The sequence below is a fragment of the Streptomyces humicola genome (assembly GCF_024436035.1).
In the GTDB taxonomy this organism is placed as follows: domain Bacteria; phylum Actinomycetota; class Actinomycetes; order Streptomycetales; family Streptomycetaceae; genus Streptantibioticus_B; species Streptantibioticus_B humicola.
Genome location: NZ_JANFNG010000008.1, coordinates 61,217 through 84,994, shown reverse-complemented (window position 1 = coordinate 84,994; position 23,778 = coordinate 61,217). Strand labels below are relative to the sequence as shown.

Sequence of the window (23,778 nt, the reverse complement as noted above, 5' to 3'; positions counted from 1 at the left end):
ACGAAAGAGGGTGGAAAGTGGACCGCTGCGTCGTCCTCGTGGACGCCGGCTATCTCCTGGGCGCTGCCGCGAGCCTGCTTGCCGGAGAGCCCTCGCGGTCCCGGATCACCGTGGACCACGCCGCGATCGTCCAGGGCCTGCGGGAACGCGCCGAGCGCGAGACCGGCCGGCCGCTGCTGCGGATCTACTGGTTCGACGGTGCCCCCGACCGGGTGCCGCAGCCCGAGCACCGGCGGCTGCGCGTCATGCCGCGCGTCACGGTACGGCTGGGTGCCCTCACTCGTTCCGACGGCCGCTGGGCCCAAAAGGGCGTCGATGCGGCCATGCACGCCGAGCTCTCCGAACTCGCGAGGAATCGTGCCTGCAGCGATGTCGTGCTGGTCACCGGGGACGGCGATCTGCTGCCCGGCATGATGTCCGCCAAGGAACACGGCGTCGCCGTCCACCTGTGGGCGGTGCAGGCCGCCGACGGCGACTACAACCAGTCCGAGGACCTCGTCGCCGAGGCCGACGAGCGGCGCGTCCTCGACCGCGAGTGGATCACCCGCGCGATGCAGGCCCGCGAGGCGCCCGGTATCTGCGCGCCGCCCAGCCCGCGTCCCGAGATCGCCGCGATCCTCTCCGCCCCGCTGCCGGAGTCCGCGCTGCCCGCCGAGCCCGCGAAGCCGTCCGCATCCACCACGGCGGCGGCCGAGGCAGCCAAGGCGGCCAACGGCCAGGAAGCCGCGCCCGGTACGGGCGCCACCGCCGGCAAGCCCGGCGTCCCCACGCCCAAGGACCTGGCGGGGCTCAGCCGCGGCGTGGCCACCGCGCAGCCCGACCGGCACGGGCCGGCCGCCGCCACGCTGCGCTGGTCGTCGGAGAAGGGCTGGATCGAACGCGCGGCGGCGAGCGAGGCCGCCGACGCCGGCCTGCCGACCCTCGCCCAGCTCACCACCGCCGAACAGCGCTGGGCGGACCGCGAGGAGGACATCACCACCGTCAGCGGTGACCCCTTCGAGGTCGGCCAGGTCTTCGCCCGCCGCTGGATCGACCGGCTCATCGACCGCTCCCTGCTGCAGCAGCTCTCCGGCGAGTACCCGCGTGTCCCGCACCGCATCGACGGCGAACTGCTTCGCTACGCCGCCCGCTTCGGTCTGCTCGCGCACAAGGACGACCAGATCGACGAGCACGACCGCTACGCCATCCGGGCGGGCTTCTGGCGCGAGGTCGACGCACGCCAGGTCGCGGAGAACAGCACGGCCGGCGAGTAGGGCCCGATGCCCAGGGCCTTCCCCGGAGGGACGGGCCACAGCAGCGGCGCGTACCCTCGTTGCTCGTGAGTACGGGCACCCCACCGGCCGCAGTCCCCTCGGCGGCCACCGACCGCGGGACGGTGTGGACCGTGCGCGGGCTGGTCAAGACATACCCGGCCGGACGCGGTCGCAAGGCCGCCGCGCCGCCCGCCGTCCGTGCCAACGACGGCATCGACCTCGACGTCGGCCAGGGCGAGATCTTCGGGCTGCTCGGGCCCAACGGTGCCGGGAAGACGACACTGGTGCGCCAGCTGACCGGCCTGCTGCGGCCGGACGCCGGCTCCATCCGGCTCTTCGGCCACGACCTGGTCGCCCACCCCGACCGCGCCGCCCGCCTCATCGGATACCTCGGGCAGGAGTCGACCGCGCTGGACGAGCTGACCGTCGCCCTCGCCGCCGAGACCACCGGACGGCTGCGCGGCCTCGACCCGCGTACCGCACGCAGCGAACGCGACGCCGTGCTGGAGGAACTGGAGCTCACCGGGCTCGCCTGCCGCCCGCTGAAGCGGCTGTCCGGCGGGCAGCGGCGGCTCGCCTGCTTCGCCGCCGCGCTCGTGGGGGGCCGGCCGATGCTCGTCCTCGACGAGCCCACCACCGGAATGGACCCGGTCGCCCGCCGCGCGGTCTGGGCGGCCATTGACCGGCGGCGCGCCGAGCGCGGCACCACCGTGCTGCTCGTCACCCACAACGTGCTGGAGGCCGAGACGGTCCTGGACCGGGTCGCGGTGATCGACGACGGGCGGGTCATCGCATGCGACACCCCCTCCGGTCTCAAGGCCATGGTCGAAGGCGACGTGCGGCTGGACCTGGTGTGGCGGGACGAGCCGCCGCTGCACCTGGCGGAGATTGCCGCGCTCGGGGAGAGTGCGGAGGCGGCCGGGCGCCGCTGGACGCTGCGGATGGCACAGGAGGAGGCGCGAGGCGTGGTCGCGACGGTGACCGGCGGTCCCGCCTTCGCCGCGCTCGACGACTTCACGCTCGCGACGCCGAGCCTGGAGGACGTCTACCTGGCGCTCGGCGGACGCCGGAAGGGCCTGGTGAAGGCGTGAGCACTCTGTCCGCACGGACTCCGTGGCCCGCGGTGCCGGGTCCCCGCCTCGACCACGACGACGGGGAGGCCGCGGACCACGCAGCGCCGCTCGCACCGCGGGCCGGGCTGCTGCCCGCGCTCGGCGCCGTCTACCGGGCGCAGCTGTCGCGGGCGAAGGTGGCCCGCATCCCGCTGCTTTTCGTGGCGACATTCCAGTCCGTCGGGATCATGGTCCTGATGCGCGGTGTCGTCGGCGCGGGCTCCGAGGCGGCGCGCGCGGTGGTCTCCGGCTCCAGCGTGCTGGTCGTCGCGTTCGTCGCGCTCAATCTGCTCGCCCAGTACTTCGGGCAGCTGCGGGCCTCCGGCGGCCTCGACCACTACGCGACGCTGCCGGTGCCCCCTGCCTCCGTGGTGCTGGGGGCGGCGGCGGCCTACGCGTCGTTCACCGTGCCGGGGACGCTTGTCACGGCGGGCGTCGGCTGCCTGCTGTTCCATCTGCCGCTCGGCAACCTGTGGGTGCTCGCCGCCGTGGTGCCGCTGGCCGGTGCAGCCCTCTCCGGGCTCGGCGCGGCGCTCGGGCTGCTCGCGCCGCGCCAGGAACTCGCCACGCTCGCGGGCCAGTTGGGGATGTCGGCGGCGCTGCTGCTCGGGGTGCTCCCCGCCGATCACATGCCGTCACCCGTCGCCTACGCACGCGACCTGCTGCCGTCCACGTACGGGGTCGAGGCCTTCGCCCGCACGTTTGCCGCCGCACCGGACTGGTTCGCCGTCCTCGGCGACCTCGCCGTGTGCGCGGCGGTGGGCATGGCCTCGCTCGCCCTCGCGACATGGGCGTACCGCAGGGCCGCCTGCAGGTGATCCCGTGCGACCGCAGGCATGACAGGGGCGCGAAGCGCCTCCGCTGAGGGTGGCGGTGGGAGACGGGCGGGCCGCACCTGGCACGATGGACGAGTGACCGCACCGCTTACACCGCACGACCAGCAGCCACCGCACCCGCCCGTCCCCTCGGGCGGCGTCGGCAGCCCCGACGAGCGTCCCGACGTCGGCCGTGAGGTGCGCGACGGCGCCCTCATCGCGCTCGGCGTGGCGGTGCTCGGAGTGGTGCTCGCAGTGGTGTGGTGGTGGGCGGCGCCGCAGGTGCCGCTGATCTCCGACGGCACGGCGGTCTACCTGAAGGACTCCGAGGGCGAGCAGTCGGTCGGCGCGGACGGCTGGTTCACCCTGATGGGCTTGGGCTTCGGCGCGCTGAGCGCGGGTGCGGTCTTCTGGTGGCGGCGCGCCGGGGGAGTGGCCGTCGTCATCGGCCTCGCGGTCGGCGCCGTGGCCGCCTCGCTCATCGCGTGGCGGATCGGCATCCTGCTCGGCCCGACGCAGAACGTCGTCGCGCACGCCAAGCTGGTGGGCGCGGGCAAGGTCTTCTACGCGCCGCTGCAACTGCGCGCCAAGGCGGCGCTGCTCGCCTGGCCGATCGCGGCGACCGGTGTCTTCCTGGCGCTCACCTCGGCCTTCGGCCCGCGCGATGAACAGCGGGACGGCGAGCATGCGCCGACGCGGTGGGACGGCTGGTCCACCCCACCGGCGCCTTCGTCCTCGTCACCTGCGTCGCCTGCGCCGGGCGAGCAGCCGCCCCGCGAGGGGTGACGTCACGCGGGACGGTGTCCGTGGTTGGCGTGGCGCTTCTTCAGCCGCCACTTGCGCTTGCGAGTCCGCTTCGACATCGGTTCCCGCCTCTCCGCGCGGGGCGCTCGCCCGCGCTCCTGCTGCTAGCGTGCGCCGCACCTGCCAGGCTGTCGAGGGTCAGGCGCGGCCGATGGCGGCGGTGACGGCGTCCGTAAGCTCGATCAGGAGCTGCGGGGCCAGTTCCACCTCGAGACCTCGCCGTCCCGCCGAGACGAACACGGTCGCGTGATCGAGCGCCGAGACGTCGACGACGGTGCGCAGCCGTTTGCGCTGCCCGAGCGGTGAGATGCCACCGCGTACGTAACCGGTGGTGCGCTCCGCTGCCGCAGGATCGGCCATCGCGGCGCGCTTGCCTCCGGCCGCCGCCGCAAGTGCCTTCAGATCCAGCGACCCCGCGACCGGCACCACCCCGACCGTCAGCGCGCCGTCCACATCCGCGACGAGGGTCTTGAAGACGCGCTCGGGGGCGGCACCCATGGCCTGCGCGGCCTCCTCGCCGTATGACGCGGCTGCCGGATCGTGGTCGTAGGAGTGCACGGTGAACTCCACACCGGCCGCAGCCAGCGCCGCCGTCGCGGGCGTGGACCCCGACCCGGCCTCCTTCGCCTTCGCCTTCGCCTTCCTGCCCACGGTGCCGCCTCCGGTGGGTGATCAGTTGCGGTTGGTCGGCTGCCGGGTCAGCTCGATCGCCGGCAGCGACGGGAGCTTACCGATCACCGCGGTCTCCAGGCGCAGGAGTTTCAGTTCCTCCCGCAGCCGCGTCGCCGTGTCCGCAGCCTCCAACAGCCGCTGCTTGACCGGCACTTCGACCACGGTCGCGGCCGCCACCAGATACGACAGCACGGAGGGCCGGTCGGGCAGCTCCTGCGACGCGGACAGGGTGCGCTCACGCGCACCGGCGAGCTGCTTCTGGTAGGTGCGGAAGGCCCGTTCGACCGCGCCCGCCAGTGACCCCGCTCCCTCGCCCGGCTCCTCGGGCAACTCCTCGACCTCGCCCACCAGATACGGTCCGCCGGTGTCCACCGACAGCAACCGGAAGCGCGTGGTGCCGGTGGCCACCAGCTCGTAGCCGCCGCCCTCCCGCTCGCTCAACGAGGCCGTGTCGGCGACGCAGCCGACCTGGTGCAGCGCCGTGCTCAGGTCCGGTCCGAAGCCTGCCGCGGGCCCGGAGTCCGTGACGCCCGGACCGCTCGGCGCCACCTCGGAACCGTCCCGGATCGCCACGACGCCGAACTGCCGCGGCTCGTCCTCGGGGATCGCCAGCAGATCGCGGGCGAGCGCCCGGTACCGCTCCTCGAAGATGTTGAGCGGCAGCACAAGCCCGGGGAAGAGCACCGAGCCGAGGGGGAAGAGCGGCAGACGAACGGTCACAGCACGCAAGCCTATGCGCCCCGCGGGCGGGGAAGTCAGGCGGAGCCGCAGGAGCCGTAAGGAGCCGGGCGTCAGCCGCGGCGCAGCAGCCGCGAGGCTCCCGCCGCGACCGTCGTCGCCAGGATCCAGCCCACCAGCGTCATCACCGTGGCCCCCCACTGCGCCGTCCCCGCCAGCCGCCAGGCATGGCTCTGCCCGAGATCGACGAACGGAAGCAGCAGGTCGAGGGAGAACAGCGCCGGGTTCCAGTGCGGCCACGCGTGTTCGTCGACGGGCAGCGGCGCCGGACCGCACGCGAAATACGTCGTACCGACCGCCCACAGCACCGCGAGCCACAGCGCGGCCCGGCCCGGCCGGTAGCCGTATCCGACCGTGATGTCCTGCACATAGCCCCACACCGTGCCGGCCAGCGGCAGCGTCTCGCGCCGCCTGCGCTGCCTGGCCAGCAGCACTTCGCGGGCATCGTTGTCCTCGCCGCCGCCGCGCAGCGCCTGCGCCAGGTGCTCGTAGGGCTCCGGGTTGTACTCGGGGGTGGCGTCCGCGAGCCAGGCGATCCTGCGGTGCAGCGGGAACGAGCCGTGGGCGGCGATCGTCTCGTAGGTGAACCCGGCGAGGTCGATGCGCCCGGCGCTGGGCCAGCTCGACTGGGCGTCGGTGAGATTGCCGACCCGCGCACCGGCGAGCGAGATCCGCCCCGACGGAGGTTCTTCGAGGGCGAGCCGCAGTTCGGGCGTCTGAATCCGGCGCAGCGACAGCTGCTGTGCGCCGCTGAGCAGGAACCGGGCCTTGTCGGCGATGATGCCGTTGCCGAACCGCCCGTCGTCGAGCCGGATTCCGCCCTCGGCGACGAAACGGCGGGTGCGGACGCCCATCGGCGGTGTGCCGCCCCCGTAGTAGCCGCTCGTCCAGCCCGAACTGAGGTAGAGGGTGTGCTCGACCGTGACGCGCGCCGCGTTGAGCGCGTACCGCCCGCCCGGGTTGCGCAACTCGCTGCCGCGCAGGCTCAGCCGGCCGCCGATGCGGGCGCTGCGCAGGCTGATCTCCCCGTCGGCGGTGATCAGTTCGGCCTCCACGTCCTGACCCACCGTCAGTCCGTCGGCGGAGACGGCGCGTCCGTTGCGGTCCCGGCGCACGGTCATCTGGTTGAGGAGAAGATCGGTGCCGATGTGCGCATCGGTGAGGCGGATGCCGGCCTCGATCGTCGACTGCACGAGATGAAGATCACCTGCCGTGGCCAGCCGCGCCGCCTCGAACCGCGGAATCGCGCAGCGGATGAGCCGGATCGTCGCGAAGTGGGCCTCGGGCAGCCGGATTTCGGTGTCGAAACGGCAGTTGCGCAGCTCCAGATAGGGCACGACGCGGCCGCCGGCGAGGTTGAGCAGGCCGGTGATCGCGGCGCCCGCGAGCTTGAGCGCCGCCACCCGGCCGGGCTCGTGCGGCGGCCCGTCGAGCAGCAGCCGTGCGATGATCTCGGCTCGCACGGTGCGCTCGGGGCCCCAGTCGTGCTGTGCGGTGGGGTCGTCGAGCTCCGGGTCGCCGGTGCGCACGTCGCACAGGTCGCCACGGCGGAAGGTCTCCCAGAGATGTTCCTCGGTGGATGTCAGGCCCTGCGGCTCGGTCACAGCCGTCCCTCCCCGAACACGGTGATCATCCCGATCGGCAACCTAGCGGTTCCCGCCTCCCACGGGTACGCCGAATGGCCGGATCCGGCCACTCCTGTGCCGCGGTCATGACAGGCGTCCGGTGGACGCGGCGCATCTCACTCAGTGGAGCTCCGCAACGGCGGGCGCGCGGCATCTCTACACTTGAGGGCGTGATCTCCCGAATCGATCTGCGCGGCGACGCCTTCCCCGAAGGCGGCATCGACCGTGACCTGCTGCCCCGTGCCGAGCTCGACGTCGAGGCCGCCCTGGAGAAGGTGCGGCCGATCTGCGACGACGTGCAGCATCGCGGCACCGCGGCGCTGATCGACTATGCGCAGCGGTTCGACGGTGTCGAGATCGAGCGGGTCCGCGTGCCCGCCGAGGCGCTCACCCGCGCCCTCGACCGTCTGGATCCGGCCGTACGTACGGCTCTGGAGGAGTCGATCCGCAGGGCGCGGCTCGTCCACGGCGAGCAGCGGCGCACCGACCACACCACCCACGTCGTGCCCGGCGGCACGGTCACCGAGCGGTGGGTGCCGGTGGAGCGGGTGGGCCTGTATGTGCCCGGCGGCAAGGCCGTCTACCCCTCCTCCGTGGTGATGAACGTCGTCCCGGCCCAGGAGGCGGGCGTCGAGTCCCTCGCCGTGGCCAGCCCGCCGCAGCGTGATTTCGACGGGCTCCCGCACCCGACGATCCTCGCGGCCTGCGCACTGCTGGGCGTCGACGAGGTGTACGCGGCCGGCGGCGCCCAGGCGATCGCCATGTTCGCGTACGGCACCGACGAGTGCCGCCCGGCGCAGCTGGTCACCGGTCCCGGCAACATCTGGGTCGCGGCCGCCAAGCGCCTGCTCAAGGGCCGTATCGGCATCGACGCCGAGGCCGGCCCCACCGAGATCGCCATCCTGGCCGACGCGACCGCCGACCCCGCACACGTCGCCTCCGACCTGATCAGCCAGGCCGAGCACGACACGCTCGCCGCCGCCGTACTGGTCACCACCTCCACCGAGCTCGCCGATCAGGTCGACAAGGAGCTGGAGGCCCAGGTCGCGGCCGCCAAGCACGTCGCCAGGATCACCGAGGCGCTGTCCGGCACCCAGTCCGCGACCGTCCTCGTCGACACGCTCGACCAGGGGCTGAAGGTCGTCGACGCCTACGCCGCAGAGCACCTGGAGATCCAGACCGAGAACGCCGGCGAGGTCGCCGCCCGGGTGCGCAACGCCGGCGCGATCTTCGTCGGGCCGTACGCCCCGGTCTCGCTCGGCGACTACTGCGCCGGCTCCAACCACGTCCTGCCCACCGGCGGCTGCGCCTGCCACTCCTCGGGCCTGTCCGTGCAGTCCTTCCTCCGCGGCATCCACGTCGTCGACTACTCGCGCGACGCCCTCGCCGAGGTCGCCCACCACGTCGTCACCCTCGCCGACGCCGAGGACCTCCCGGCGCACGGCGCGGCGATCAAGGCGCGTTTTGCCGGAGGCGGACAAGACCGGCACAGCGAGTGGAAGGTGCCCGGACAGTGACCGGAATCGACGACCTGCCGATCCGGGACGAGCTGCGCGGCAAGTCCCCCTACGGCGCACCCCAGCTGGACGTCCCGGTCCGCCTCAACACCAACGAGAACCCCTACCCGCTGCCCGAGCCGCTCATCGAGCGGATCACCGAGCGGGTGCGGGAGGCCGCCCGTGAGCTCAACCGTTACCCGGACCGGGAGGCGGTCGAGCTGCGCACCGAGCTGGCGAGGTACCTCACCCGCACCGGCGGGTACGAGGTGGCCCCGGCCAACGTCTGGGCCGCCAACGGCTCCAACGAGATCATCCAGCAGCTGCTGCAGGCCTTCGGCGGGCCCGGCCGCACCGCGCTCGGCTTCGAGCCCTCGTACTCGATGCACGCCCTGATCGCGCGCGGCACCGGCACCGGCTGGATCTCCGGCCTGCGCAACGCCGACTTCACCATCGACGTCGAGGCGGCCACGGCGGAGATCGCGGCGCGCAGGCCCGACGTGGTCTTCATCTGCTCCCCGAACAACCCGACCGGCACCGCCGTGGACGCCGGGACCGTCCTCGCCCTCTACGAGGCCGCCCAGGCCGCCAAGGCGGACACCGCCGGGGCGCTCGTGGTGATCGACGAGGCGTACGTCGAGTTCAGCCACCGCCCGTCGCTGCTGCCGCTGATCGAGGGCCGGCCCAACCTGGTGCTCTCCCGGACCATGTCCAAGGCCTTCGGCGCGGCGGGCCTGCGCCTCGGCTACCTCGCCGCCGACCCGGCCGTCGTCGACGCCGTCCAGCTGGTGCGGCTGCCCTACCACCTCTCGGCCGTCACCCAGGCCACCGCGCTCGCCGCCCTGGAGCACACCGATACCCTGCTGGGGTACGTCGACGAGCTCAAGGCCGAGCGCGACCGCCTCGTCGAGGAGCTGTGCGCCATCGGCTACGAGGTCACCGACTCCGACGCCAACTTCGTGCAGTTCGGGCGGTTCGAGGACAGCCACAGCGCCTGGCAGGCCATCCTCGACCACGGCGTCCTCGTCCGGGACAACGGCGTACCGGGCTGGCTGCGGGTCACCGCTGGCACCCCGGCCGAGAACGACGCGTTCCTCGATGCGGTGCGCGCGATCAAGAAGGAGACCCCGAGCACATGACCCGCGTGGGCCGCGTGGAACGCACCACCAAGGAGACCTCCGTTGTCGTCGAGATCAATCTCGACGGTAAGGGCGATGTAGCTGTTTCAACAGGCGTGGGCTTCTACGACCACATGCTCGACCAGCTCGGCCGCCACGGCCTCTTCGACCTCACCGTCAAGACCGACGGCGACCTGCACATCGACAGCCACCACACCATCGAGGACACCTCGCTCGCCCTCGGCGCCGCCTTCAAGCAGGCGCTCGGCGACAAGCACGGCATCGTCCGCTTCGCCAATGCCTCCGTCCCGCTGGACGAGTCGCTGGCCCAGGTGACGGTCGACCTCTCCGGCCGCCCGTACCTGGTGCACACCGAGCCCGAGGGCATGGCGCCGATGATCGGCTCGTACGACACCACCATGACCCGGCACATCCTGGAGTCCTTCGTCGCACAGGCGCAGATCGCGCTGCACGTGCACGTGCCGTACGGACGCAACGCGCACCACATCGTCGAATGCCAGTTCAAGGCGCTCGCCCGAGCCCTGCGCTATGCCTCGGAGATCGACCCGCGGCAGACCGGAATCCCCTCGACCAAGGGCGCCCTGTAAACGATGAGTACCGCCGCCACACTGCTGATCCTGCTCGGCCTCTTCCTTCTCGGCGGGGTCTACTCGTTCTGGAAGCAGAAGATGCCCAAGAGCGTGATCGTGGTGCTCGCCGCCGGCGCCGTGATGTCGCTCGCCGCCGGTCTGCTGCGGCTGTAGCCGCATGACCGGCCCCTGCGGACTGGGAAGGGAACACCGATGAGCAAGCGCGTGGTCGTCTTCGACTACGGCTTCGGAAACGTCCGCTCCGCTGAGCGGGCGCTGGCCCGCGTCGGAGCCGACGTGGAGATCACCGCCGACTACGACAAGGCGATGGCAGCCGACGGTCTGCTCGTCCCCGGCGTCGGTGCCTTCGCCGCCTGCATGGCGGGGCTGAAGACCGCACGCGGCGACTGGATCATCGGTCGGCGGCTCGCCGGCGGCCGCGCGGTGATGGGCATCTGCGTCGGCATGCAGATCCTCTTCGCCCGCGGCGTCGAGCACGGTGTGGAGACCGAGGGGTGCGACCAGTGGCCCGGCACCGTGGAGCCGCTGCGGGCGCCCGTCGTGCCGCACATGGGGTGGAACACCGTCAAGGCACCCGAGGGCTCCCGTCTTTTCGCCGGGCTGGACCCGGAGGAGCGCTTCTACTTCGTCCACTCCTACGCGGTGAACGCCTGGGAGCTCGACGCCACGAGCGACGCCTTCCACCCCCCGAAGGTCACCTGGACCACGCACGGCGAGCCGTTCGTGGCGGCTGTGGAGAATGGTCCGCTGTGGGCCACCCAGTTCCACCCCGAGAAGTCCGGCGACGCCGGCGCCCAGCTGCTCACCAACTGGATCACCTCCCTCTAGGACCACGCACACCATGACGACGCACCGCCTCGAACTTCTCCCCGCCGTGGACGTCCGCGACGGCCAGGCCGTCCGCCTGGTCCATGGCGAGTCCGGCTCCGAGACGTCGTACGGCGACCCGCTGGCCGCGGCGCTCGCCTGGCAGCGTGCCGGCGCCGAGTGGCTGCACCTGGTGGACCTCGACGCGGCGTTCGGCACCGGCGACAACCGTGCGCAGATCGCCGAGGTCACTCACTCGATGGACATCAAGGTCGAGCTCTCCGGCGGCATCCGCGACGACGCCTCGCTGGCTGCCGCGCTGGCCACCGGCTGCACCCGCGTCAACCTCGGCACCGCGGCCCTGGAGTCCCCCGAGTGGGTCGCCAAGGTGATCGCCGAGCACGGTGACCGCATCGCCGTCGGCCTCGACGTCCGCGGCACCACGCTGCGCGGCCGCGGCTGGACGCGCGACGGCGGCGACCTTTACGAGACGCTCGCCCGGCTCGACTCCGAGGGCTGCGCCCGCTACGTCGTCACCGACATCGCCAAGGACGGCACCCTGCAGGGCCCCAACCTCGACCTGCTGCGGAACGTGTGCGCCGCCACCGACAAGCCCGTGGTCGCCTCCGGCGGCGTCTCATCCCTTGACGACCTGCGGGCGATCGCGAGGCTGGTACCCGAGGGTGTCGAAGGCGCCATCGTGGGCAAGGCGCTCTATGCCAACGCGTTCACCCTGGAAGAAGCGTTGCAGGCCGTGTCGACCGCTTCGGAGGCATCCCAGCCATGATCGTACCCGGGCCCGTCCAGCCGTCCGCCGCCACCGGAACCCCCGGGGTGCGCCGCCACCAGACCGACAGCCCGTGGGAGGAGACCATAGGCTTCGCCCGGGCGGTGGCGGCCGGCGACCGGGTCCTGGTCTCCGGCACGATGCCGCTGGTGGGCGGCGTGCTCCAGGGCGAGGGAGACCCGTTCGAGCAGGCGAAGGTGGCCTTCCGCAATGCGCTCGCCGCGCTGGAGGAGTTCGGCCTCGGGCCCGCCGACGTCATCCGCACCCGCATGTACCTCACGCACGCCCGCGACGTGGACGCCGTGGGCCGCGCGCACAAGGAGCTGTTCGACTCCGTTCGCCCGGCCGCGACACTCGTCGTGGTCTCCGGCTTCGTCGACTCGCGCGTGCTGGTGGAGGTCGAACTAGAGGCTTACAGAGGAGCAGCGCAATGAGCGTGGCCGTACGGGTCATCCCGTGCCTCGACGTCACGGAGGGCCGTGTCGTCAAGGGCGTCAACTTCCAGCACCTGCGGGACGCCGGCGACCCCGTCGAGATGGCGAAGATCTACGACGCGGAGGGCGCCGACGAGCTCACCTTCCTCGACATCACCGCCTCGTCCGGCAACCGGGAGACCACGTACGACGTGGTGCGCCGCACCGCCGAGCAGGTCTTCATCCCGCTCACCGTCGGCGGCGGGGTGCGCAGCGCCGAGGACGTCGACCGGCTGCTGCGGGCCGGTGCCGACAAGGTCGGGGTCAACACGGCCGCGATCGCCCGCCCCGAGCTGATCCGCGAGATCTCCGAGCGGTTCGGCCGCCAGGTGCTGGTGCTCTCGGTGGACGCCAGGCGCTGCCCGGAGGGCACGGTGACGCCCTCGGGCTTCGAGGTCACCACGCACGGCGGGCGCCGCGGCACGGGCATCGACGCGGTCGAGTGGGCGCACCGCGCTGCCGAACTCGGCGCGGGCGAGGTCCTGCTCAACTCCATGGACGCCGACGGCACCAAGGACGGCTACGACACCGAGATGATCGAAGCCGTGCGCAAGCACGTCACCGTACCCGTCATCGCCAGCGGAGGCGCCGGCAAGCTCGCCGACTTCCCGCCCGCAATCGCGGCCGGCGCGGACGCCGTGCTCGCCGCGAGCGTCTTCCACTTCGGCGACCTGCGTATCGCCGAGGTCAAGCAGACGCTCCGCGAAGCCGGCCACCTGGTGCGTTAGCGAGGCCGAACGCTCGGCTAGATGCCGAGCTTCGCCTCCTTGACCTGTTCGACCGCGTCCTTGTCGCCGTCCAGTTCGACATGGGCGGCGGACTGGCGGCCGAAGGCGAAGAGCACCAGTTCGCCCGGCTCCCCGGTGACGGTGACGACGGGCGTCCCGCGGTGGGCGACCACGGTCTGGCCGTCCGGGCGGCGCAGCACCAGGCCGACCGGGGACTTGCGCCCCAGCACCCGCGCCCCCTTCTCCAGCCGTGCCCACAGCGCGTCGGAGAAGACCGGGTCGAGCGTGCGCGGGGACCAGTCGGGCTGTGCGCGCCTGACGTCCTCGGCGTGAACGTAGAACTCGACCGTGTTGGCTGCCTCGTCGATCTGCTTGAGGGAGAACGGCGACATCCGTGGCGGCCCGGTGCGGATGAGCTGGATCAGCTCCTCGTACGGCTTGCCCGCGAACTCCCGGTGCGCCTTCTCCAGACGCCCCGCCAGCTGGGGGATCACCAGACCTGCGGCGTCGGCGCGCCGTTCGCGCACCACGATGTGGGCGGCCAGGTCGCGCGCCGTCCAGTTCTCGCACAGCGTCGGCGCGTCGGGACCGGCGCTTTCGAGGAGATCGGCGAGGAGAAGACGTTCACGCTGGGCATGAGTCGACATGGCGTCAGCTTACGTCTGTGAAGAGCGGAGCTGCTACGGCAATCGGTCGGTCAGCTGCTTGCCGTCCGTCGAATTGCTGAGCGTCAGCGCACAGGAGACGGTGTCCTCGCCCTGGACCTGATAGGTGCTCAGCGACGGGTAGATCGCATACGCGTAGTACGACCTGCCGTTTTCCGGGATGCTCCGCATTCGCTGCCTGGTGTCCGGGTCGCACAGTGCGAGCACCTTGACCTGCAGCTGCTTCTCGGTGGCGAAGCTGCCCGTCAGCGTCTCGTCGGAGATCACTTCCGCGTCGTGCGGCGCGGTGCAGGGGCGCACGGTCTCGCGTGCCACATGGCTGTTGAGCCCCGGTGTGTCGAAGCACGTCCCCGGCTTCAGCGCCACGTACGGGGGCGGCGTCGCCGAGGACGACGGGGGCGGGCCGTGCCCGGTCGGGCCCGGGCCCGTGCCGGCGTCGTGGCCGAGCCACACGATCCCGCCGATGACGACAGCGAGCACCAGCAGCGCGCCGACCACGATCCCGCCAACGGGGGGCTCGCTTCGCTCCGGGCCGTTGCCCGTACCGCCTGCGCCGGACGCCGGGAAACCCATGTGCGCAGCATGCCCCATGGTCACAGCCCGCCGACAGTGCGCTTGCGGGCTTTTCCCGATCGGCCCCCGGACGGGCCACAATAGGGGGCATGCCGGATGCCTCACGCCTCGATCCCGCCGTCGCCGCCCGCCTGAAGCGGAACGCCGACGGCCTGGTCCCCGCCATCGCCCAGCAGTACGACACCGGTGAGGTGCTCATGCTCGGCTGGATGGACGACGAGGCGCTGCACCGCACCCTGACCACCGGCCGCTGCACGTACTGGAGCCGCAGCCGCCAGGAGTACTGGGTCAAGGGAGACACCTCCGGCCATGTGCAGCACGTGAAGTCGGTGTCCCTGGACTGCGACGGGGACACCGTGCTCGTCAAGGTCGACCAGCTCGGCGCCGCCTGCCACACCGGCGACCGCACCTGCTTCGACGCCGACCGGCTGCCACTCGACGATCACCAGTACAGCTAGGCTGCGCTGCCATGACGACGACGGGAACCGCATCCCCCGACCTTGCAGGATTCCGCGCCCTGGCCAGGGACCGCCGAGTCATCCCGGTCACCCGGCGGCTGCTCGCCGACGGTGACACACCGATCGGGCTCTACCGCAAACTCGCCGCCGAGCGGCCGGGCACCTTCCTGCTGGAGTCCGCAGAGAACGGCCGTTCCTGGTCGCGCTACTCCTTCGTCGGCGTGCACAGCTCCGCGGCGCTCACGGAGCGGGACGGGAAGGCGCACTGGCTGGGGACCCCGCCGATCGGTGTACCCATCGACGGTGATCCGCTGAAGGCGCTGCGCGCCACCGTCGAGACCCTGCACACCCCGCGCGACCTGCACTCCGCAGGCGCCCTGCCGCCGTTCACCGGCGGCATGGTCGGCTACCTGGGCTACGACGTCGTACGCCGCCTCGAACGCATCGGCGACCACGGCAAGGACGACTTGCACCTGCCCGAGCTGACGATGCTGCTCACCTCCGACCTCGCGGTGCTCGACCACTGGGACGGCACCGTGCTGCTGATCGCCAACGCGATCAACCACAACGACCTGGACACCGGCGTCGACGAGGCGTACGCCGACGCCGTAGCCCGGCTCGACGCCATGGCCGCCGACCTCGCCCGCCCGCTCGACACGACGGCGTGCGAGCTGCCGCCGCCTCAGCTGCCGGAGTTCAGCCCGCTGTGGGGCGGCCCGGCTTTCCAGGAGGCGGTCGAGGACATCAAGGAGCGGATCCGGGCGGGCGAGGCGTTCCAGGTGGTGCCCTCGCAGAGGTTCGAGACGCCCTGCCCGGCGAGCGCCCTCGACGTGTACCGCGTGCTGCGCGCCACCAACCCGAGCCCGTACATGTACCTGCTGCGGTTCCCCAGCGCGGACGGAGGCGTCTTCGACGTCGTCGGCTCCTCTCCCGAGGCGCTGGTCAAGGTCGAGGACGGCCGGGCGATGGTGCACCCCATCGCCGGGACGCGGCCGCGCGGCGCCACCCCCCAGGAGGACCAGGCGCTCGCCGACGAGCTTCTCGCCGACCCCAAGGAGCGCGCCGAGCACCTGATGCTCGTCGACCTCGGCCGCAACGACCTCGGGCGGGTGTGCGAGCCGGGCAGCGTCGAGGTCGTGGACTTCATGTCCATCGAGCGCTACAGCCATGTGATGCACATCGTCTCCACCGTCACCGGAACGGTCGGCGGGGGCCGCACCGCCTTCGACGTGCTGACCGCGTGCTTCCCCGCCGGCACCCTGTCGGGCGCGCCCAAGCCGCGGGCCATGCAGATCATCGACGAGCTGGAGCCGACCAGGCGCGGTGTGTACGGCGGCGCCGTCGGCTATCTGGACTTCGCCGGTGACTCCGACACCGCGATCGCGATCCGCACCGCGCTGCTGCGGGACGGCACGGCGTACGTCCAAGCGGGCGCGGGCATCGTCGCGGACTCCGATCCGGTGGCCGAGGACACCGAATGCCGCAACAAGGCGGCGGCGGTGCTGCGGGCGGTCGCCACGGCGAACCGGCTCGGCGGCGCATCCCGTCCCGGCGCGGTCTGAGCACGCACTCGGGCCCCGCACGCGAACGCGGGCAGGGCAGTTGCGATAGTGGAGGGCGTGAGTGCCGCCGCCGTTCCCCAGCCCCGTTCCGCCGAAGGATCCGCTGACGGACCCGAAGCAGGACCCGAAGCAGGACCCGAAGCAGGACCCGAAGCAGGAACCTCCCGCAGCCGCGGATCCGGCCGCCGCAGCCTGGCCGCGGCGTTGCTGCTGGGCGCCGCGGGCTCCGCACTCGTCCTCCTCGCCGCGGGCAGGACCTGGACGATCGGCGCCGCCGCCTCGGCGGGCGGACAGCTGCAGGTCACCGCGACCGGCAAGGCCGTCACCGGACTTCCCGACGCGCTCGCCCTGGTCGGCCTTGCTGCACTCGTCGCCGTCTTCGCCGTACGCCGTGCGGGGCGGCTCGTGGTCTGCCTCCTGCTCGCGCTGTGCGGCGCCGGCACCATCGCCTCCGCCGCGGCCGGAGCGGGCGACACCAGCGCGCTCGATGCGGCCGCCGCCAAGGCGAGCGGGCTGAGCGGTACGACCGTCCAGCACATCGCGCACACCGGCTGGCCGTGGGTTGCGGTGTTCGGCGGCGTGCTGCTGCTGGCCGCCGGGCTGCTCGCCCTCGCGCGCGGCGCGCACTGGCCTGCGATGTCCGCACGCTACGAGCGGGGCGGCGGCGCGGCCGGCAAGACCCGCAGCCCCCGGAGCACACCCGACCCGGAGCGCCCGGAGGAGATGTGGAAGGCTCTCGACCGCGGCGAGGACCCCACCGACCGCCTCTGAGGCCAAGATCTCAGGGGCCCCGGGGACGAGGCGTTCCGGGGCCGGGTGACAATGGTGGAAGTGTCGCGCGCCACCCAGTCGGCGCAGAGCGGAATTTCAAGGAGCACTCATGGCGGGAAACCACCACGGACACACCCCGGCCGCCTGGACCGGGGTCACCATCGCCTTCATCGGCTTTTGCATCTCGTCGGTCTTTGTGGTGGCTGCGGAGCCGGTCGGCTTCTGGGCCGGGCTTGTCGTGGTTGCCCTCGGCGGCATCGTGGGCATGGTCATGCGGCAGATGGGCCTCGGCCAGCCGCTGCCCGAGAAGGCCCGCGCGACGGGTACGGCCGGCGGCAACTGACCCGCCGGGCCTGCCGGAGGCTTCGATCAGGGGGGAGAATCGACACGTGTCGCCGACGCCGCCCAATCCCGGTCCCGCTTTCGCCGCAGCCCCGCCGGAGCCGCCGCACGGCTCGGTGCTGCGCCGGGCGGCCACACCGCTGGGCGCACTCGCCGGGGTGGCGGCGGCGTGGGCGTACGTTGCGACGGTCAATCCGAACCACCCGGGCCACTACCCGGTCTGCCCGTTCCTGTACCTGACGGGCTGGTACTGCCCCGCCTGCGGCGGTCTGCGCAGCGCCTATGCCGTCGCGCACGGCCAGTTCGGCGCCGCGGTCCACGACAACGTGCTCGCGGTCATCGGGTACGGCGCCGCCGCGGTGCTCTGGGTCCTCTGGCTCTCCCGCGAGGTGCGTGGCCGCCCGCAGCGGATCCAGGTGCCACGGGCGGTGTGGTGGGGACTCGGTGCGGTCGTCCTGATCTTCACCGTCGTGCGGAATGTGCCGTTCGGCGCGGCCCTGGCACCGTAGAGGCGCCCGCGGTCGCTGCCCGGGTGGCCGTGACCGGCTGTATCGGCTGTATTGGATGTATGTGGTGATAAGTCGCCACGTGTCCACGAAGTGGGACCGTGGCCACCGGATGACGGATCCCGGCCCTCCGGCGGCTACCATCGCACTACCTGAGCAGCACGGATCCGCCCGTTCGTTGTCGGAACCTGCGTTGTCGGAACCGCTACGTCACCACCAGCCCGGAAGGGGACCGCTCGCGTGAGTGTGCTCGATGAGATCATCGATGGAGTCCGTGCCGACCTTGCTGAGCGGCAGGCGCGGGTATCCCTCGATGAGCTCAAGGAGCGGGCCGGCAAGGCTCCCGCGGCCAAGGATGGCGTTGCGGCGCTGCGCGGCGAGGGCGTCAAGGTGATCTGCGAGGTCAAGCGGTCCAGTCCGAGCAAGGGTGCGCTGGCCGCGATCGCGGATCCGGCCGGGCTCGCCGCGGACTACGAGGCGGGTGGCGCGGCGGTGATCAGTGTGCTGACCGAGCAGCGGCGCTTCGGCGGCTCGCTCGCCGACCTGGAAGCGGTCCGGGCCAAGGTCAACATCCCGGTGCTGCGCAAGGACTTCATCGTCACCTCGTATCAGCTGTGGGAGGCGCGTGCCTACGGTGCGGACCTGGCGCTGCTGATCGTTGCGGCCTTGGACCAGGAGGCACTGGTCTCGCTGGTCGAGCGTGCCGAATCGATCGGTCTGACGCCGTTGGTGGAGGTGCACGACGAGGAGGAGGTCGACCGGGCGGTGGCGGCCGGGGCGAAGGTCATCGGTGTCAACGCGCGTGACCTGAAGACCCTCGAAGTCGACCGGGGTGCGTTCGCGCGGGTGGCCCCGGAGATCCCCGACCGCATCGTGAAGGTCGCCGAATCGGGTGTGCGGGGGCCGCACGACCTGATCGCCTATGCCAACGACGGCGCCGATGCGGTCCTGGTGGGCGAGTCGCTGGTCACCGGCCGTGACCCGAAGGCGGCGGTGGCCGACCTGGTCGCCGCGGGTGCCCACCCGGCCCTGCGCCACGGCAGGGACTGACGCCGTGGCCCGTTCCGTCTGCCCTGACACCGACCGGCACGCCCATGCGCCCCTGCGGCGCGGCTGCCGGCCGCGTGGCTGCCGTGCGCCCGCGCGTCGCGTGCTGGGACGCCGCGTGCGCTACGTGATCGGCTGCGAACCCGGCCAGGTGAACGGCAGGCGATGGCGCCGCGAGGCGACAACGGCCTGACGTGCGGCTCCGTCCCGGCAGGGGCGGCTGCTGTGCAGCATGCGGATGGCCGCGTCCGGCGCATCCCGCCCGGGTCGTCCGGCGGGAGCGGACGCACGCGGCGCGCGTCGGTGCGCGCCGCGCAGGCGTGCCGTGCGGGCTAGTGTCGCAATCACCGGGAACCGGACCACAGCAGACGCTGATCATGACGACGCACGGGGCGAACGGGCCTCGTCGAGGAGTTGACCGGATGTCCACCGACTTGTTCATCCCGGACCCGGAGGGTCGGGTCCCCAGTGCCGAGGGGTATTTCGGCGCATACGGCGGGAAGTTCATCCCGGAGGCGCTCGTTGCCGCCGTTGATGAGGTCGCCGCCGAGTACGAGAAGGCGAGGACGGATCCTGCTTTCGCTGCGGAGCTGTCTGATCTGCTGGTGAATTACGCCGGCCGGCCGAGCGCGTTGACGGAGGTCAGGCGGTTTGCCGAGCATGCGGGGGGTGCACGGGTCTTCCTCAAGCGTGAGGATTTGAACCACACCGGCTCGCACAAGATCAACAATGTGCTGGGTCAGGCGCTGCTGACCAAGCGGATGGGCAAGACGCGGGTGATCGCCGAGACCGGCGCGGGGCAGCACGGCGTGGCCACCGCCACCGCCTGTGCGTTGTTCGGTCTGGAGTGCACCGTCTACATGGGCGAGGTGGACACCCGGCGGCAGGCGCTCAACGTCGCGCGGATGCGGATGCTCGGCGCGGAGGTCGTCTCGGTGACCTCGGGCAGCCGGACGTTGAAGGACGCCATCAATGAGGCGTTCCGTGACTGGGTCGCCAACGTCGACCATACGCACTACCTGTTCGGCACCGCTGCGGGCCCGCACCCGTTCCCGGCGCTGGTGCGTGACTTCCACCGGGTCATCGGTGTCGAGGCGCGCCGCCAGATCCTGGAGCGCACGGGCCGGTTGCCGGACGCGGTCACCGCGTGTGTCGGCGGCGGCTCGAACGCCATCGGGATCTTCCATGCGTTCCTGGGGGACGAGGGGGTGCGGCTGGTCGGTCTGGAGGCGGCCGGGCGCGGGGTGGCCTCCGGGGAGCATGCGGCGACGTTGACCGCCGGTGACCCGGGCATCCTGCACGGTTCGCGGTCGTATGTGCTGCAGGACGAGGACGGTCAGATCACCGAGCCGTACTCGATCTCGGCGGGGCTGGACTATCCGGGGATCGGGCCGGAGCACTCGTATCTGAAGGACACCGGGCGGGCGGAGTACCGGCCGGTCACCGATGACGAGGCGATGCAGGCGTTGCGGCTGCTGTCGCGGACCGAGGGCATCATCCCGGCGATCGAGTCCGCCCACGCGCTGGCCGGCGCGCTCGAACTCGGTCGTGAGCTCGGCAGGGACGGCCTGATCCTGGTCAACCTCTCCGGGCGCGGCGACAAGGACATGGACACCGCGGCCCGCTACTTCGGGCTGTACGACAACGAGCCGGCCGATGGGCAGGAAGGGGTGGAGGCGAAGTGAGCGGCACCATCGAGCTGTTGGAGCGGTCGTTGGCGGCGGCGAAGGCCGGGGGCCGGGCCGCGCTCGTCGGCTATCTGCCGGCCGGTTTCCCGACCGTCACCGACGCAGTGGCCGCGGCGGTGGCGATCATCGAGGGCGGCTGCGACATCGTCGAGATCGGCCTGCCGCACAGCGACCCGGTGCTGGACGGTCCGGTGATCCAGACCGCAGACGACATCGCGCTGCGCGGCGGCGTGAAGATCGTGGACGTGGTGGAGACGGTGCGGCAGGTGCACGCCGCCACCGGTGCGCCGGTGCTGGTGATGACCTACTGGAACCCGGTCGACCACTACGGGCCCGAGCGTTTCGCCGCCGATCTCGCCGAGGCCGGCGGAGCGGGCTGCATCCTGCCCGACCTGCCGGTGCAGGAGTCCGAAGTGTGGCGGAAGGCCGCCGAGCGTCACGGCCTGGCCACGGTCTTCGTCGTCGCGCCGTCCAGCCGCGACGAGCGGCTGGCCACCATCACCGCGGCCGGCTCGGGCTTTGTCTACGCCGCTTCGCTGATGGGCGTCACCGGCACGCGGGAGTCGGTCGGGGCGCAGGCCGCCGACCTGGTACGGCGTACGCGCGCCACCACCGAACTGCCGGTGTGCGTCGGGCTCGGGGTCTCCAACGCCGAGCAGGCGGCCGAGGTGGCCGGCTTCGCGGACGGGGTCATCGTCGGCTCCGCATTCGTCAAACGGATGCTCGACGCCCGCGACACGCCCTCCGGTCTCGACAGCATCCGCGCACTCGCCGCGGAACTGGCCCAAGGCGTCCGCAAGCGCGGCTGAACCGTTGATCCCTTCGGGCGAATGGGCGGCCCGGTGCGCGGGAAGCCGCGTCCCGGGCCGTCTTCCGGAGGGTTAATCGGGGGGTGAGCCGGAACGACCACGACCGCGCACGGGAGCGTGCGGAGCGCGAGCGCGAGCTGCGCGAGAGGGTGCTTGCCAGGCGCCGCAGAACCGGGCTGCTGGCGTCGGTCGTCCTCGTCCTGCTGGTGGTCATCGCGGCGATCAGCATCGTCATGAGCGACGAACGGGAGAGCTCCGGGGCCCCTGAGGGGCGATTTACCGGCCCGATTTACCGACCCATGGCCTAGCCGATTGCCACGCGGCCGCCCGCGCGCGGTAGCGTCGTCATCGTCATGGACCTCGCATACATCCCCAGCCCGTCGAGGGGCGTGCTCTACCTCGGCCCCATTCCGCTGCGCGGGTACGCCTTCTGCATCATCATCGGCGTCTTCGTCGCCGTCTGGCTGGGCGGGAAGCGCTGGGCCGCCCGTGGCGGCCAGAAGACCACCGTCGCCGACATCGCTGTCTGGGCCGTGCCGTTCGGACTGGTCGGCGGGCGGCTCTACCACGTCATCACCGACTACGAGCTCTACTTCGGGCCGGGCCGCGACTGGGTCAACGCCTTCAAGGTCTGGGACGGAGGGCTCGGCATCTGGGGCGCGGTCGCCCTCGGCGCCGTCGGGGCGTGGATCGGCTGCCGTCGCCGGGGCATTCCGCTGCCCGCGTACGCGGACGCCGTGGCACCCGGTGTCGCCATCGCGCAGGGCATCGGCCGTTGGGGCAACTGGTTCAACCAGGAGCTGTACGGCAGCCCCACCCACCTGCCGTGGGCACTCGAGATCGACCCCGCGCACCGTCCGCTCGCCACACCGGACATCGGCCTGTACCAGCCGACCTTCCTCTACGAATCGCTGTGGGACATCTGCATCGTCGCCGTCGTGGTGATCTGGGCGGATCGCAGGTTCAAGCTCGGGCACGGCCGGGCGTTCGCGGTGTACGCGGCCGCGTACACCGTCGGGCGGTTCTGGATCGAGCACATGCGCGTCGACTATGCCCACCACATCCTCGGCCTGCGGCTGAACGACTGGACCTCGATCGTCGTCTTCGTCCTCGCGGTGCTCTACATCGTCATCTCCGCGAAGCGCCGTCCGGGCCGCGAGACCGTGGTCGAGCCGGCTGCGGTCGGATCGGACACGGCGAGCACCGGGCCGGACGCCGAGGAGGAGGAAGGCTCCGACAGCCGTGCCGGGCAGGAGGAAGCCGACGCAGGGGCGTCCAACAAACCCTGAGCGGCCGGTCGTACCAAGGCCGCACCGGGCTTGTACGAAGCCACCACCGCCGGGCCCCACAAGGGCCCGGCGGTCGTCGTTTCCGCACTTCGGAGAGGCTTTCCTTGCTGGCAGCGATCTCGCTCTCGTGCTTATCTTCGACCTGTCGGGGAGGCGAGCCGGGAATGCGAACCCCGGCCCGGAAGGAGCCATAGATCATGTCCACGGCCGTTGAGAACACTGAGGACGCCGGGAGCGATGCCAACATTCTGGACTTCCATGTGAGCCACCACAGCCACCGCGACGTCAACGGTGGCTGGCTCCGTCCTGCGGTCTTCGGGGCGATGGACGGCCTGGTGTCCAACCTGGCGCTGATCACCGGTGTCGCGGGCGGCCATGTCGCGACGCGCACCATCGTGATCACGGGCCTGGTCGGACTCGCGGCGGGCGCGTTCTCCATGGCCGCGGGGGAGTACACCTCGGTGGCGTCCCAGCGCGAGCTGGTCGAGGCGGAGCTGGCGGTGGAGCTGCGCGAGCTGCACCGCAACCCGCACGACGAGCAGCGCGAGCTCGCGGCGCTCTACGAGGCGCGGGGCGTCGAGCCCGAGCTGGCCGCCGAGGTCGCACGCCAGCTGTCGACCGACCCGCACAAGGCGCTGGAGATACACGCCCGCGAGGAGCTGGGGGTGGACCCGTCCGACCTGCCGTCCCCGGTGGTCGCCGCCGTCTCGTCGTTCGGTTCGTTCGCGGCCGGGGCGCTGCTGCCGGTGCTGCCGTACCTGCTGGGGGCCCACAGCCTGTGGCCTGCGCTGCTACTCGCCCTGATCGGTCTTTTCGGGTGCGGTGCGGTGGTGGCCAGGGTCACCGCCCGTTCGTGGTGGTTCAGCGGTCTTCGCCAGCTAGTCTTGGGAGGGGCCGCCGCAGGCGTTACGTTCCTTCTGGGCACTTTGTTCGGCACCGCCGTCTCCTGAGTCGCGGGCCCGCAGCCCTCCCAACCGCTCCCAGACGTTTTTGTTACCCGTGCGTTTCGGGGCGCTTGCGGCGGGGCAT

The 23,778-nt window shown here is 71.9% G+C and carries 30 protein-coding genes; 24 read left to right on the top strand and 6 right to left on the bottom strand.

Annotated features, from left to right (window positions below; translation table 11 throughout):
* The first annotated feature begins 17 nt into the window (after positions 1-17).
* The 4 genes from NGB36_RS13130 (at position 18) to NGB36_RS13115 (ending at position 3,966) form a co-directional block, all read left to right on the top strand.
* On the top strand, positions 18-1,253 hold the full coding sequence (locus tag NGB36_RS13130) for an NYN domain-containing protein (RefSeq protein WP_255920406.1): 1,236 nt from the start codon (positions 18-20) through the stop codon (positions 1,251-1,253).
* 65 nt (positions 1,254-1,318) lie between these two features.
* Positions 1,319-2,344: an ABC transporter ATP-binding protein gene (locus NGB36_RS13125; RefSeq protein WP_372509425.1), complete on the top strand. Its 1,026-nt coding sequence runs from the start codon at positions 1,319-1,321 to the stop codon at positions 2,342-2,344.
* 32 nt (positions 2,345-2,376) lie between these two features.
* Positions 2,377-3,183, top strand: coding sequence for an ABC transporter permease (locus tag NGB36_RS13120; RefSeq protein WP_255920535.1), 807 nt, complete (start codon positions 2,377-2,379; stop codon positions 3,181-3,183).
* 93 nt (positions 3,184-3,276) lie between these two features.
* Positions 3,277-3,966: a DUF2567 domain-containing protein gene (locus NGB36_RS13115; RefSeq protein ID WP_255920405.1), complete on the top strand. Its 690-nt coding sequence runs from the start codon at positions 3,277-3,279 to the stop codon at positions 3,964-3,966.
* A gap of 2 nt (positions 3,967-3,968) precedes the next feature.
* On the opposite strand, the gene NGB36_RS34125 is transcribed toward NGB36_RS13115, so the two are convergent.
* The 4 genes from NGB36_RS34125 to NGB36_RS13100 all read right to left on the bottom strand — a co-directional run bounded on the left by NGB36_RS34125 (position 3,969) and on the right by NGB36_RS13100 (position 6,998).
* Positions 3,969-4,043 carry a hypothetical protein gene (locus NGB36_RS34125; protein ID WP_504979623.1) on the bottom strand — a complete coding sequence of 25 codons (75 nt, stop codon included), beginning with the start codon at positions 4,041-4,043 and terminating at the stop codon, positions 3,969-3,971.
* Between the two features lie 79 nt (positions 4,044-4,122).
* Positions 4,123-4,635, bottom strand: a complete 513-nt coding sequence (ybaK, locus tag NGB36_RS13110; RefSeq protein WP_255920404.1) for a Cys-tRNA(Pro) deacylase — start codon at positions 4,633-4,635, stop codon at positions 4,123-4,125.
* A gap of 21 nt (positions 4,636-4,656) precedes the next feature.
* On the bottom strand, positions 4,657-5,376 hold the full coding sequence (locus tag NGB36_RS13105) for an LON peptidase substrate-binding domain-containing protein (protein WP_255920403.1): 720 nt from the start codon (positions 5,374-5,376) through the stop codon (positions 4,657-4,659).
* 71 nt (positions 5,377-5,447) lie between these two features.
* Positions 5,448-6,998, bottom strand: a complete 1,551-nt coding sequence (locus NGB36_RS13100; RefSeq protein WP_255920402.1) for an oxidoreductase — start codon at positions 6,996-6,998, stop codon at positions 5,448-5,450.
* A gap of 191 nt (positions 6,999-7,189) precedes the next feature.
* Between NGB36_RS13100 and hisD the strand changes: the two genes are divergently transcribed.
* From hisD to hisF, 8 genes are read left to right on the top strand one after another with little or no spacing between them, the layout of a single operon-like run.
* Positions 7,190-8,536 carry a histidinol dehydrogenase gene (hisD, locus tag NGB36_RS13095; RefSeq protein WP_255920401.1) on the top strand — a complete coding sequence of 449 codons (1,347 nt, stop codon included), beginning with the start codon at positions 7,190-7,192 and terminating at the stop codon, positions 8,534-8,536.
* Positions 8,533-9,654 (top strand): histidinol-phosphate transaminase, encoded by a 1,122-nt coding sequence (locus tag NGB36_RS13090; RefSeq protein WP_255920400.1) that lies wholly within the window; start codon positions 8,533-8,535, stop codon positions 9,652-9,654. Before hisD ends, NGB36_RS13090 begins: the two co-directional genes overlap by 4 nt.
* Positions 9,651-10,241, top strand: a complete 591-nt coding sequence (hisB, locus tag NGB36_RS13085; RefSeq protein ID WP_255920399.1) for an imidazoleglycerol-phosphate dehydratase HisB — start codon at positions 9,651-9,653, stop codon at positions 10,239-10,241. The genes NGB36_RS13090 and hisB overlap by 4 nt, the downstream gene beginning before the upstream one ends.
* A 3-nt stretch (positions 10,242-10,244) precedes the next feature.
* Positions 10,245-10,397: a CG2302 family histidine operon protein gene (locus NGB36_RS13080; RefSeq protein ID WP_255920398.1), complete on the top strand. Its 153-nt coding sequence runs from the start codon at positions 10,245-10,247 to the stop codon at positions 10,395-10,397.
* Between the two features lie 39 nt (positions 10,398-10,436).
* Positions 10,437-11,072: an imidazole glycerol phosphate synthase subunit HisH gene (hisH, locus tag NGB36_RS13075; RefSeq protein ID WP_255920397.1), complete on the top strand. Its 636-nt coding sequence runs from the start codon at positions 10,437-10,439 to the stop codon at positions 11,070-11,072.
* A gap of 13 nt (positions 11,073-11,085) precedes the next feature.
* Positions 11,086-11,838, top strand: a complete 753-nt coding sequence (gene priA, locus NGB36_RS13070; RefSeq protein WP_255920396.1) for a bifunctional 1-(5-phosphoribosyl)-5-((5-phosphoribosylamino)methylideneamino)imidazole-4-carboxamide isomerase/phosphoribosylanthranilate isomerase PriA — start codon at positions 11,086-11,088, stop codon at positions 11,836-11,838.
* Positions 11,835-12,272 (top strand): RidA family protein, encoded by a 438-nt coding sequence (locus tag NGB36_RS13065; protein ID WP_255920395.1) that lies wholly within the window; start codon positions 11,835-11,837, stop codon positions 12,270-12,272. Before priA ends, NGB36_RS13065 begins: the two co-directional genes overlap by 4 nt.
* Positions 12,269-13,039, top strand: coding sequence for an imidazole glycerol phosphate synthase subunit HisF (gene hisF, locus NGB36_RS13060; protein WP_255920394.1), 771 nt, complete (start codon positions 12,269-12,271; stop codon positions 13,037-13,039). Before NGB36_RS13065 ends, hisF begins: the two co-directional genes overlap by 4 nt.
* Positions 13,040-13,056: 17 nt before the next feature.
* Here hisF and NGB36_RS13055 read toward each other — a convergent pair whose 3' ends face one another.
* Both NGB36_RS13055 and NGB36_RS13050 read right to left on the bottom strand, forming a co-directional pair.
* Positions 13,057-13,686: a TIGR03085 family metal-binding protein gene (locus NGB36_RS13055; RefSeq protein WP_255920393.1), complete on the bottom strand. Its 630-nt coding sequence runs from the start codon at positions 13,684-13,686 to the stop codon at positions 13,057-13,059.
* A 33-nt stretch (positions 13,687-13,719) separates the two neighbouring features.
* The gene (locus NGB36_RS13050; RefSeq protein WP_255920392.1) at positions 13,720-14,277 is read right to left on the bottom strand and encodes a hypothetical protein; all 558 of its coding nucleotides are present in this window, start codon (positions 14,275-14,277) and stop codon (positions 13,720-13,722) included.
* 89 nt (positions 14,278-14,366) lie between these two features.
* On the opposite strand from NGB36_RS13050, the gene hisI reads away from it, so the two are divergent.
* The 12 genes from hisI to NGB36_RS12990 all read left to right on the top strand — a co-directional run bounded on the left by hisI (position 14,367) and on the right by NGB36_RS12990 (position 23,699).
* Positions 14,367-14,735, top strand: coding sequence for a phosphoribosyl-AMP cyclohydrolase (gene hisI, locus NGB36_RS13045; RefSeq protein ID WP_255920391.1), 369 nt, complete (start codon positions 14,367-14,369; stop codon positions 14,733-14,735).
* 11 nt (positions 14,736-14,746) lie between these two features.
* On the top strand, positions 14,747-16,297 hold the full coding sequence (locus NGB36_RS13040) for an anthranilate synthase component I (protein WP_255920390.1): 1,551 nt from the start codon (positions 14,747-14,749) through the stop codon (positions 16,295-16,297).
* 57 nt (positions 16,298-16,354) lie between these two features.
* Complete coding sequence (locus NGB36_RS13035) at positions 16,355-17,068, top strand: TIGR02234 family membrane protein (protein WP_372509424.1); 714 nt, start codon at positions 16,355-16,357, stop codon at positions 17,066-17,068.
* Positions 17,069-17,177: 109 nt separating this feature from the next.
* Entirely contained in the window at positions 17,178-17,411 is a 234-nt protein-coding gene (locus tag NGB36_RS13030; protein ID WP_255920388.1) for an HGxxPAAW family protein, read from the top strand.
* A 46-nt stretch (positions 17,412-17,457) separates the two neighbouring features.
* Positions 17,458-17,919 carry a DUF2752 domain-containing protein gene (locus NGB36_RS13025; RefSeq protein WP_372509423.1) on the top strand — a complete coding sequence of 154 codons (462 nt, stop codon included), beginning with the start codon at positions 17,458-17,460 and terminating at the stop codon, positions 17,917-17,919.
* Positions 17,920-18,156: 237 nt separating this feature from the next.
* Positions 18,157-18,966, top strand: coding sequence for an indole-3-glycerol phosphate synthase TrpC (trpC, locus tag NGB36_RS13020; protein WP_255920387.1), 810 nt, complete (start codon positions 18,157-18,159; stop codon positions 18,964-18,966).
* Positions 18,967-18,970: 4 nt separating this feature from the next.
* Positions 18,971-19,156, top strand: a complete 186-nt coding sequence (gene trpM / locus NGB36_RS33420) for a tryptophan biosynthesis modulator TrpM (RefSeq protein WP_255920386.1) — start codon at positions 18,971-18,973, stop codon at positions 19,154-19,156.
* Positions 19,157-19,385: 229 nt separating this feature from the next.
* On the top strand, positions 19,386-20,648 hold the full coding sequence (gene trpB / locus NGB36_RS13010) for a tryptophan synthase subunit beta (RefSeq protein WP_255920385.1): 1,263 nt from the start codon (positions 19,386-19,388) through the stop codon (positions 20,646-20,648).
* The gene (gene trpA / locus NGB36_RS13005; protein WP_255920384.1) at positions 20,645-21,460 is read left to right on the top strand and encodes a tryptophan synthase subunit alpha; all 816 of its coding nucleotides are present in this window, start codon (positions 20,645-20,647) and stop codon (positions 21,458-21,460) included. Before trpB ends, trpA begins: the two co-directional genes overlap by 4 nt.
* Before the next feature lie 83 nt (positions 21,461-21,543).
* The gene (locus NGB36_RS13000; RefSeq protein ID WP_255920383.1) at positions 21,544-21,768 is read left to right on the top strand and encodes a hypothetical protein; all 225 of its coding nucleotides are present in this window, start codon (positions 21,544-21,546) and stop codon (positions 21,766-21,768) included.
* A 45-nt stretch (positions 21,769-21,813) separates the two neighbouring features.
* Positions 21,814-22,749 (top strand): prolipoprotein diacylglyceryl transferase, encoded by a 936-nt coding sequence (gene lgt / locus NGB36_RS12995; RefSeq protein WP_255920382.1) that lies wholly within the window; start codon positions 21,814-21,816, stop codon positions 22,747-22,749.
* 197 nt (positions 22,750-22,946) lie between these two features.
* Entirely contained in the window at positions 22,947-23,699 is a 753-nt protein-coding gene (locus NGB36_RS12990; RefSeq protein WP_255920381.1) for a VIT1/CCC1 transporter family protein, read from the top strand.
* The last annotated feature ends 79 nt before the right edge of the window (positions 23,700-23,778 follow it).

What these genes read in the sequence shown, in the direction of transcription:
- hisB (WP_255920399.1), top strand. Translation starts at nt 9,651, where the DNA reads ATGACCCGCGTGGGCCGCGTGGAACGCACCACCAAGGAGACCTCCGTT.
- NGB36_RS13080 (WP_255920398.1), top strand. Translation starts at nt 10,245, where the DNA reads ATGAGTACCGCCGCCACACTGCTGATCCTGCTCGGCCTCTTCCTTCTC.
- hisH (WP_255920397.1), top strand. Translation starts at nt 10,437, where the DNA reads ATGAGCAAGCGCGTGGTCGTCTTCGACTACGGCTTCGGAAACGTCCGC.
- priA (WP_255920396.1), top strand. Translation starts at nt 11,086, where the DNA reads ATGACGACGCACCGCCTCGAACTTCTCCCCGCCGTGGACGTCCGCGAC.
- NGB36_RS13065 (WP_255920395.1), top strand. Translation starts at nt 11,835, where the DNA reads ATGATCGTACCCGGGCCCGTCCAGCCGTCCGCCGCCACCGGAACCCCC.
- hisF (WP_255920394.1), top strand. Translation starts at nt 12,269, where the DNA reads ATGAGCGTGGCCGTACGGGTCATCCCGTGCCTCGACGTCACGGAGGGC.
- NGB36_RS13055 (WP_255920393.1), bottom strand. Translation starts at nt 13,686, where the DNA reads ATGTCGACTCATGCCCAGCGTGAACGTCTTCTCCTCGCCGATCTCCTC.
- NGB36_RS13050 (WP_255920392.1), bottom strand. Translation starts at nt 14,277, where the DNA reads ATGGGTTTCCCGGCGTCCGGCGCAGGCGGTACGGGCAACGGCCCGGAG.
- hisI (WP_255920391.1), top strand. Translation starts at nt 14,367, where the DNA reads ATGCCGGATGCCTCACGCCTCGATCCCGCCGTCGCCGCCCGCCTGAAG.
- NGB36_RS13040 (WP_255920390.1), top strand. Translation starts at nt 14,747, where the DNA reads ATGACGACGACGGGAACCGCATCCCCCGACCTTGCAGGATTCCGCGCC.
- NGB36_RS13030 (WP_255920388.1), top strand. Translation starts at nt 17,178, where the DNA reads ATGGCGGGAAACCACCACGGACACACCCCGGCCGCCTGGACCGGGGTC.
- trpB (WP_255920385.1), top strand. Translation starts at nt 19,386, where the DNA reads ATGTCCACCGACTTGTTCATCCCGGACCCGGAGGGTCGGGTCCCCAGT.
- lgt (WP_255920382.1), top strand. Translation starts at nt 21,814, where the DNA reads ATGGACCTCGCATACATCCCCAGCCCGTCGAGGGGCGTGCTCTACCTC.
- NGB36_RS12990 (WP_255920381.1), top strand. Translation starts at nt 22,947, where the DNA reads ATGTCCACGGCCGTTGAGAACACTGAGGACGCCGGGAGCGATGCCAAC.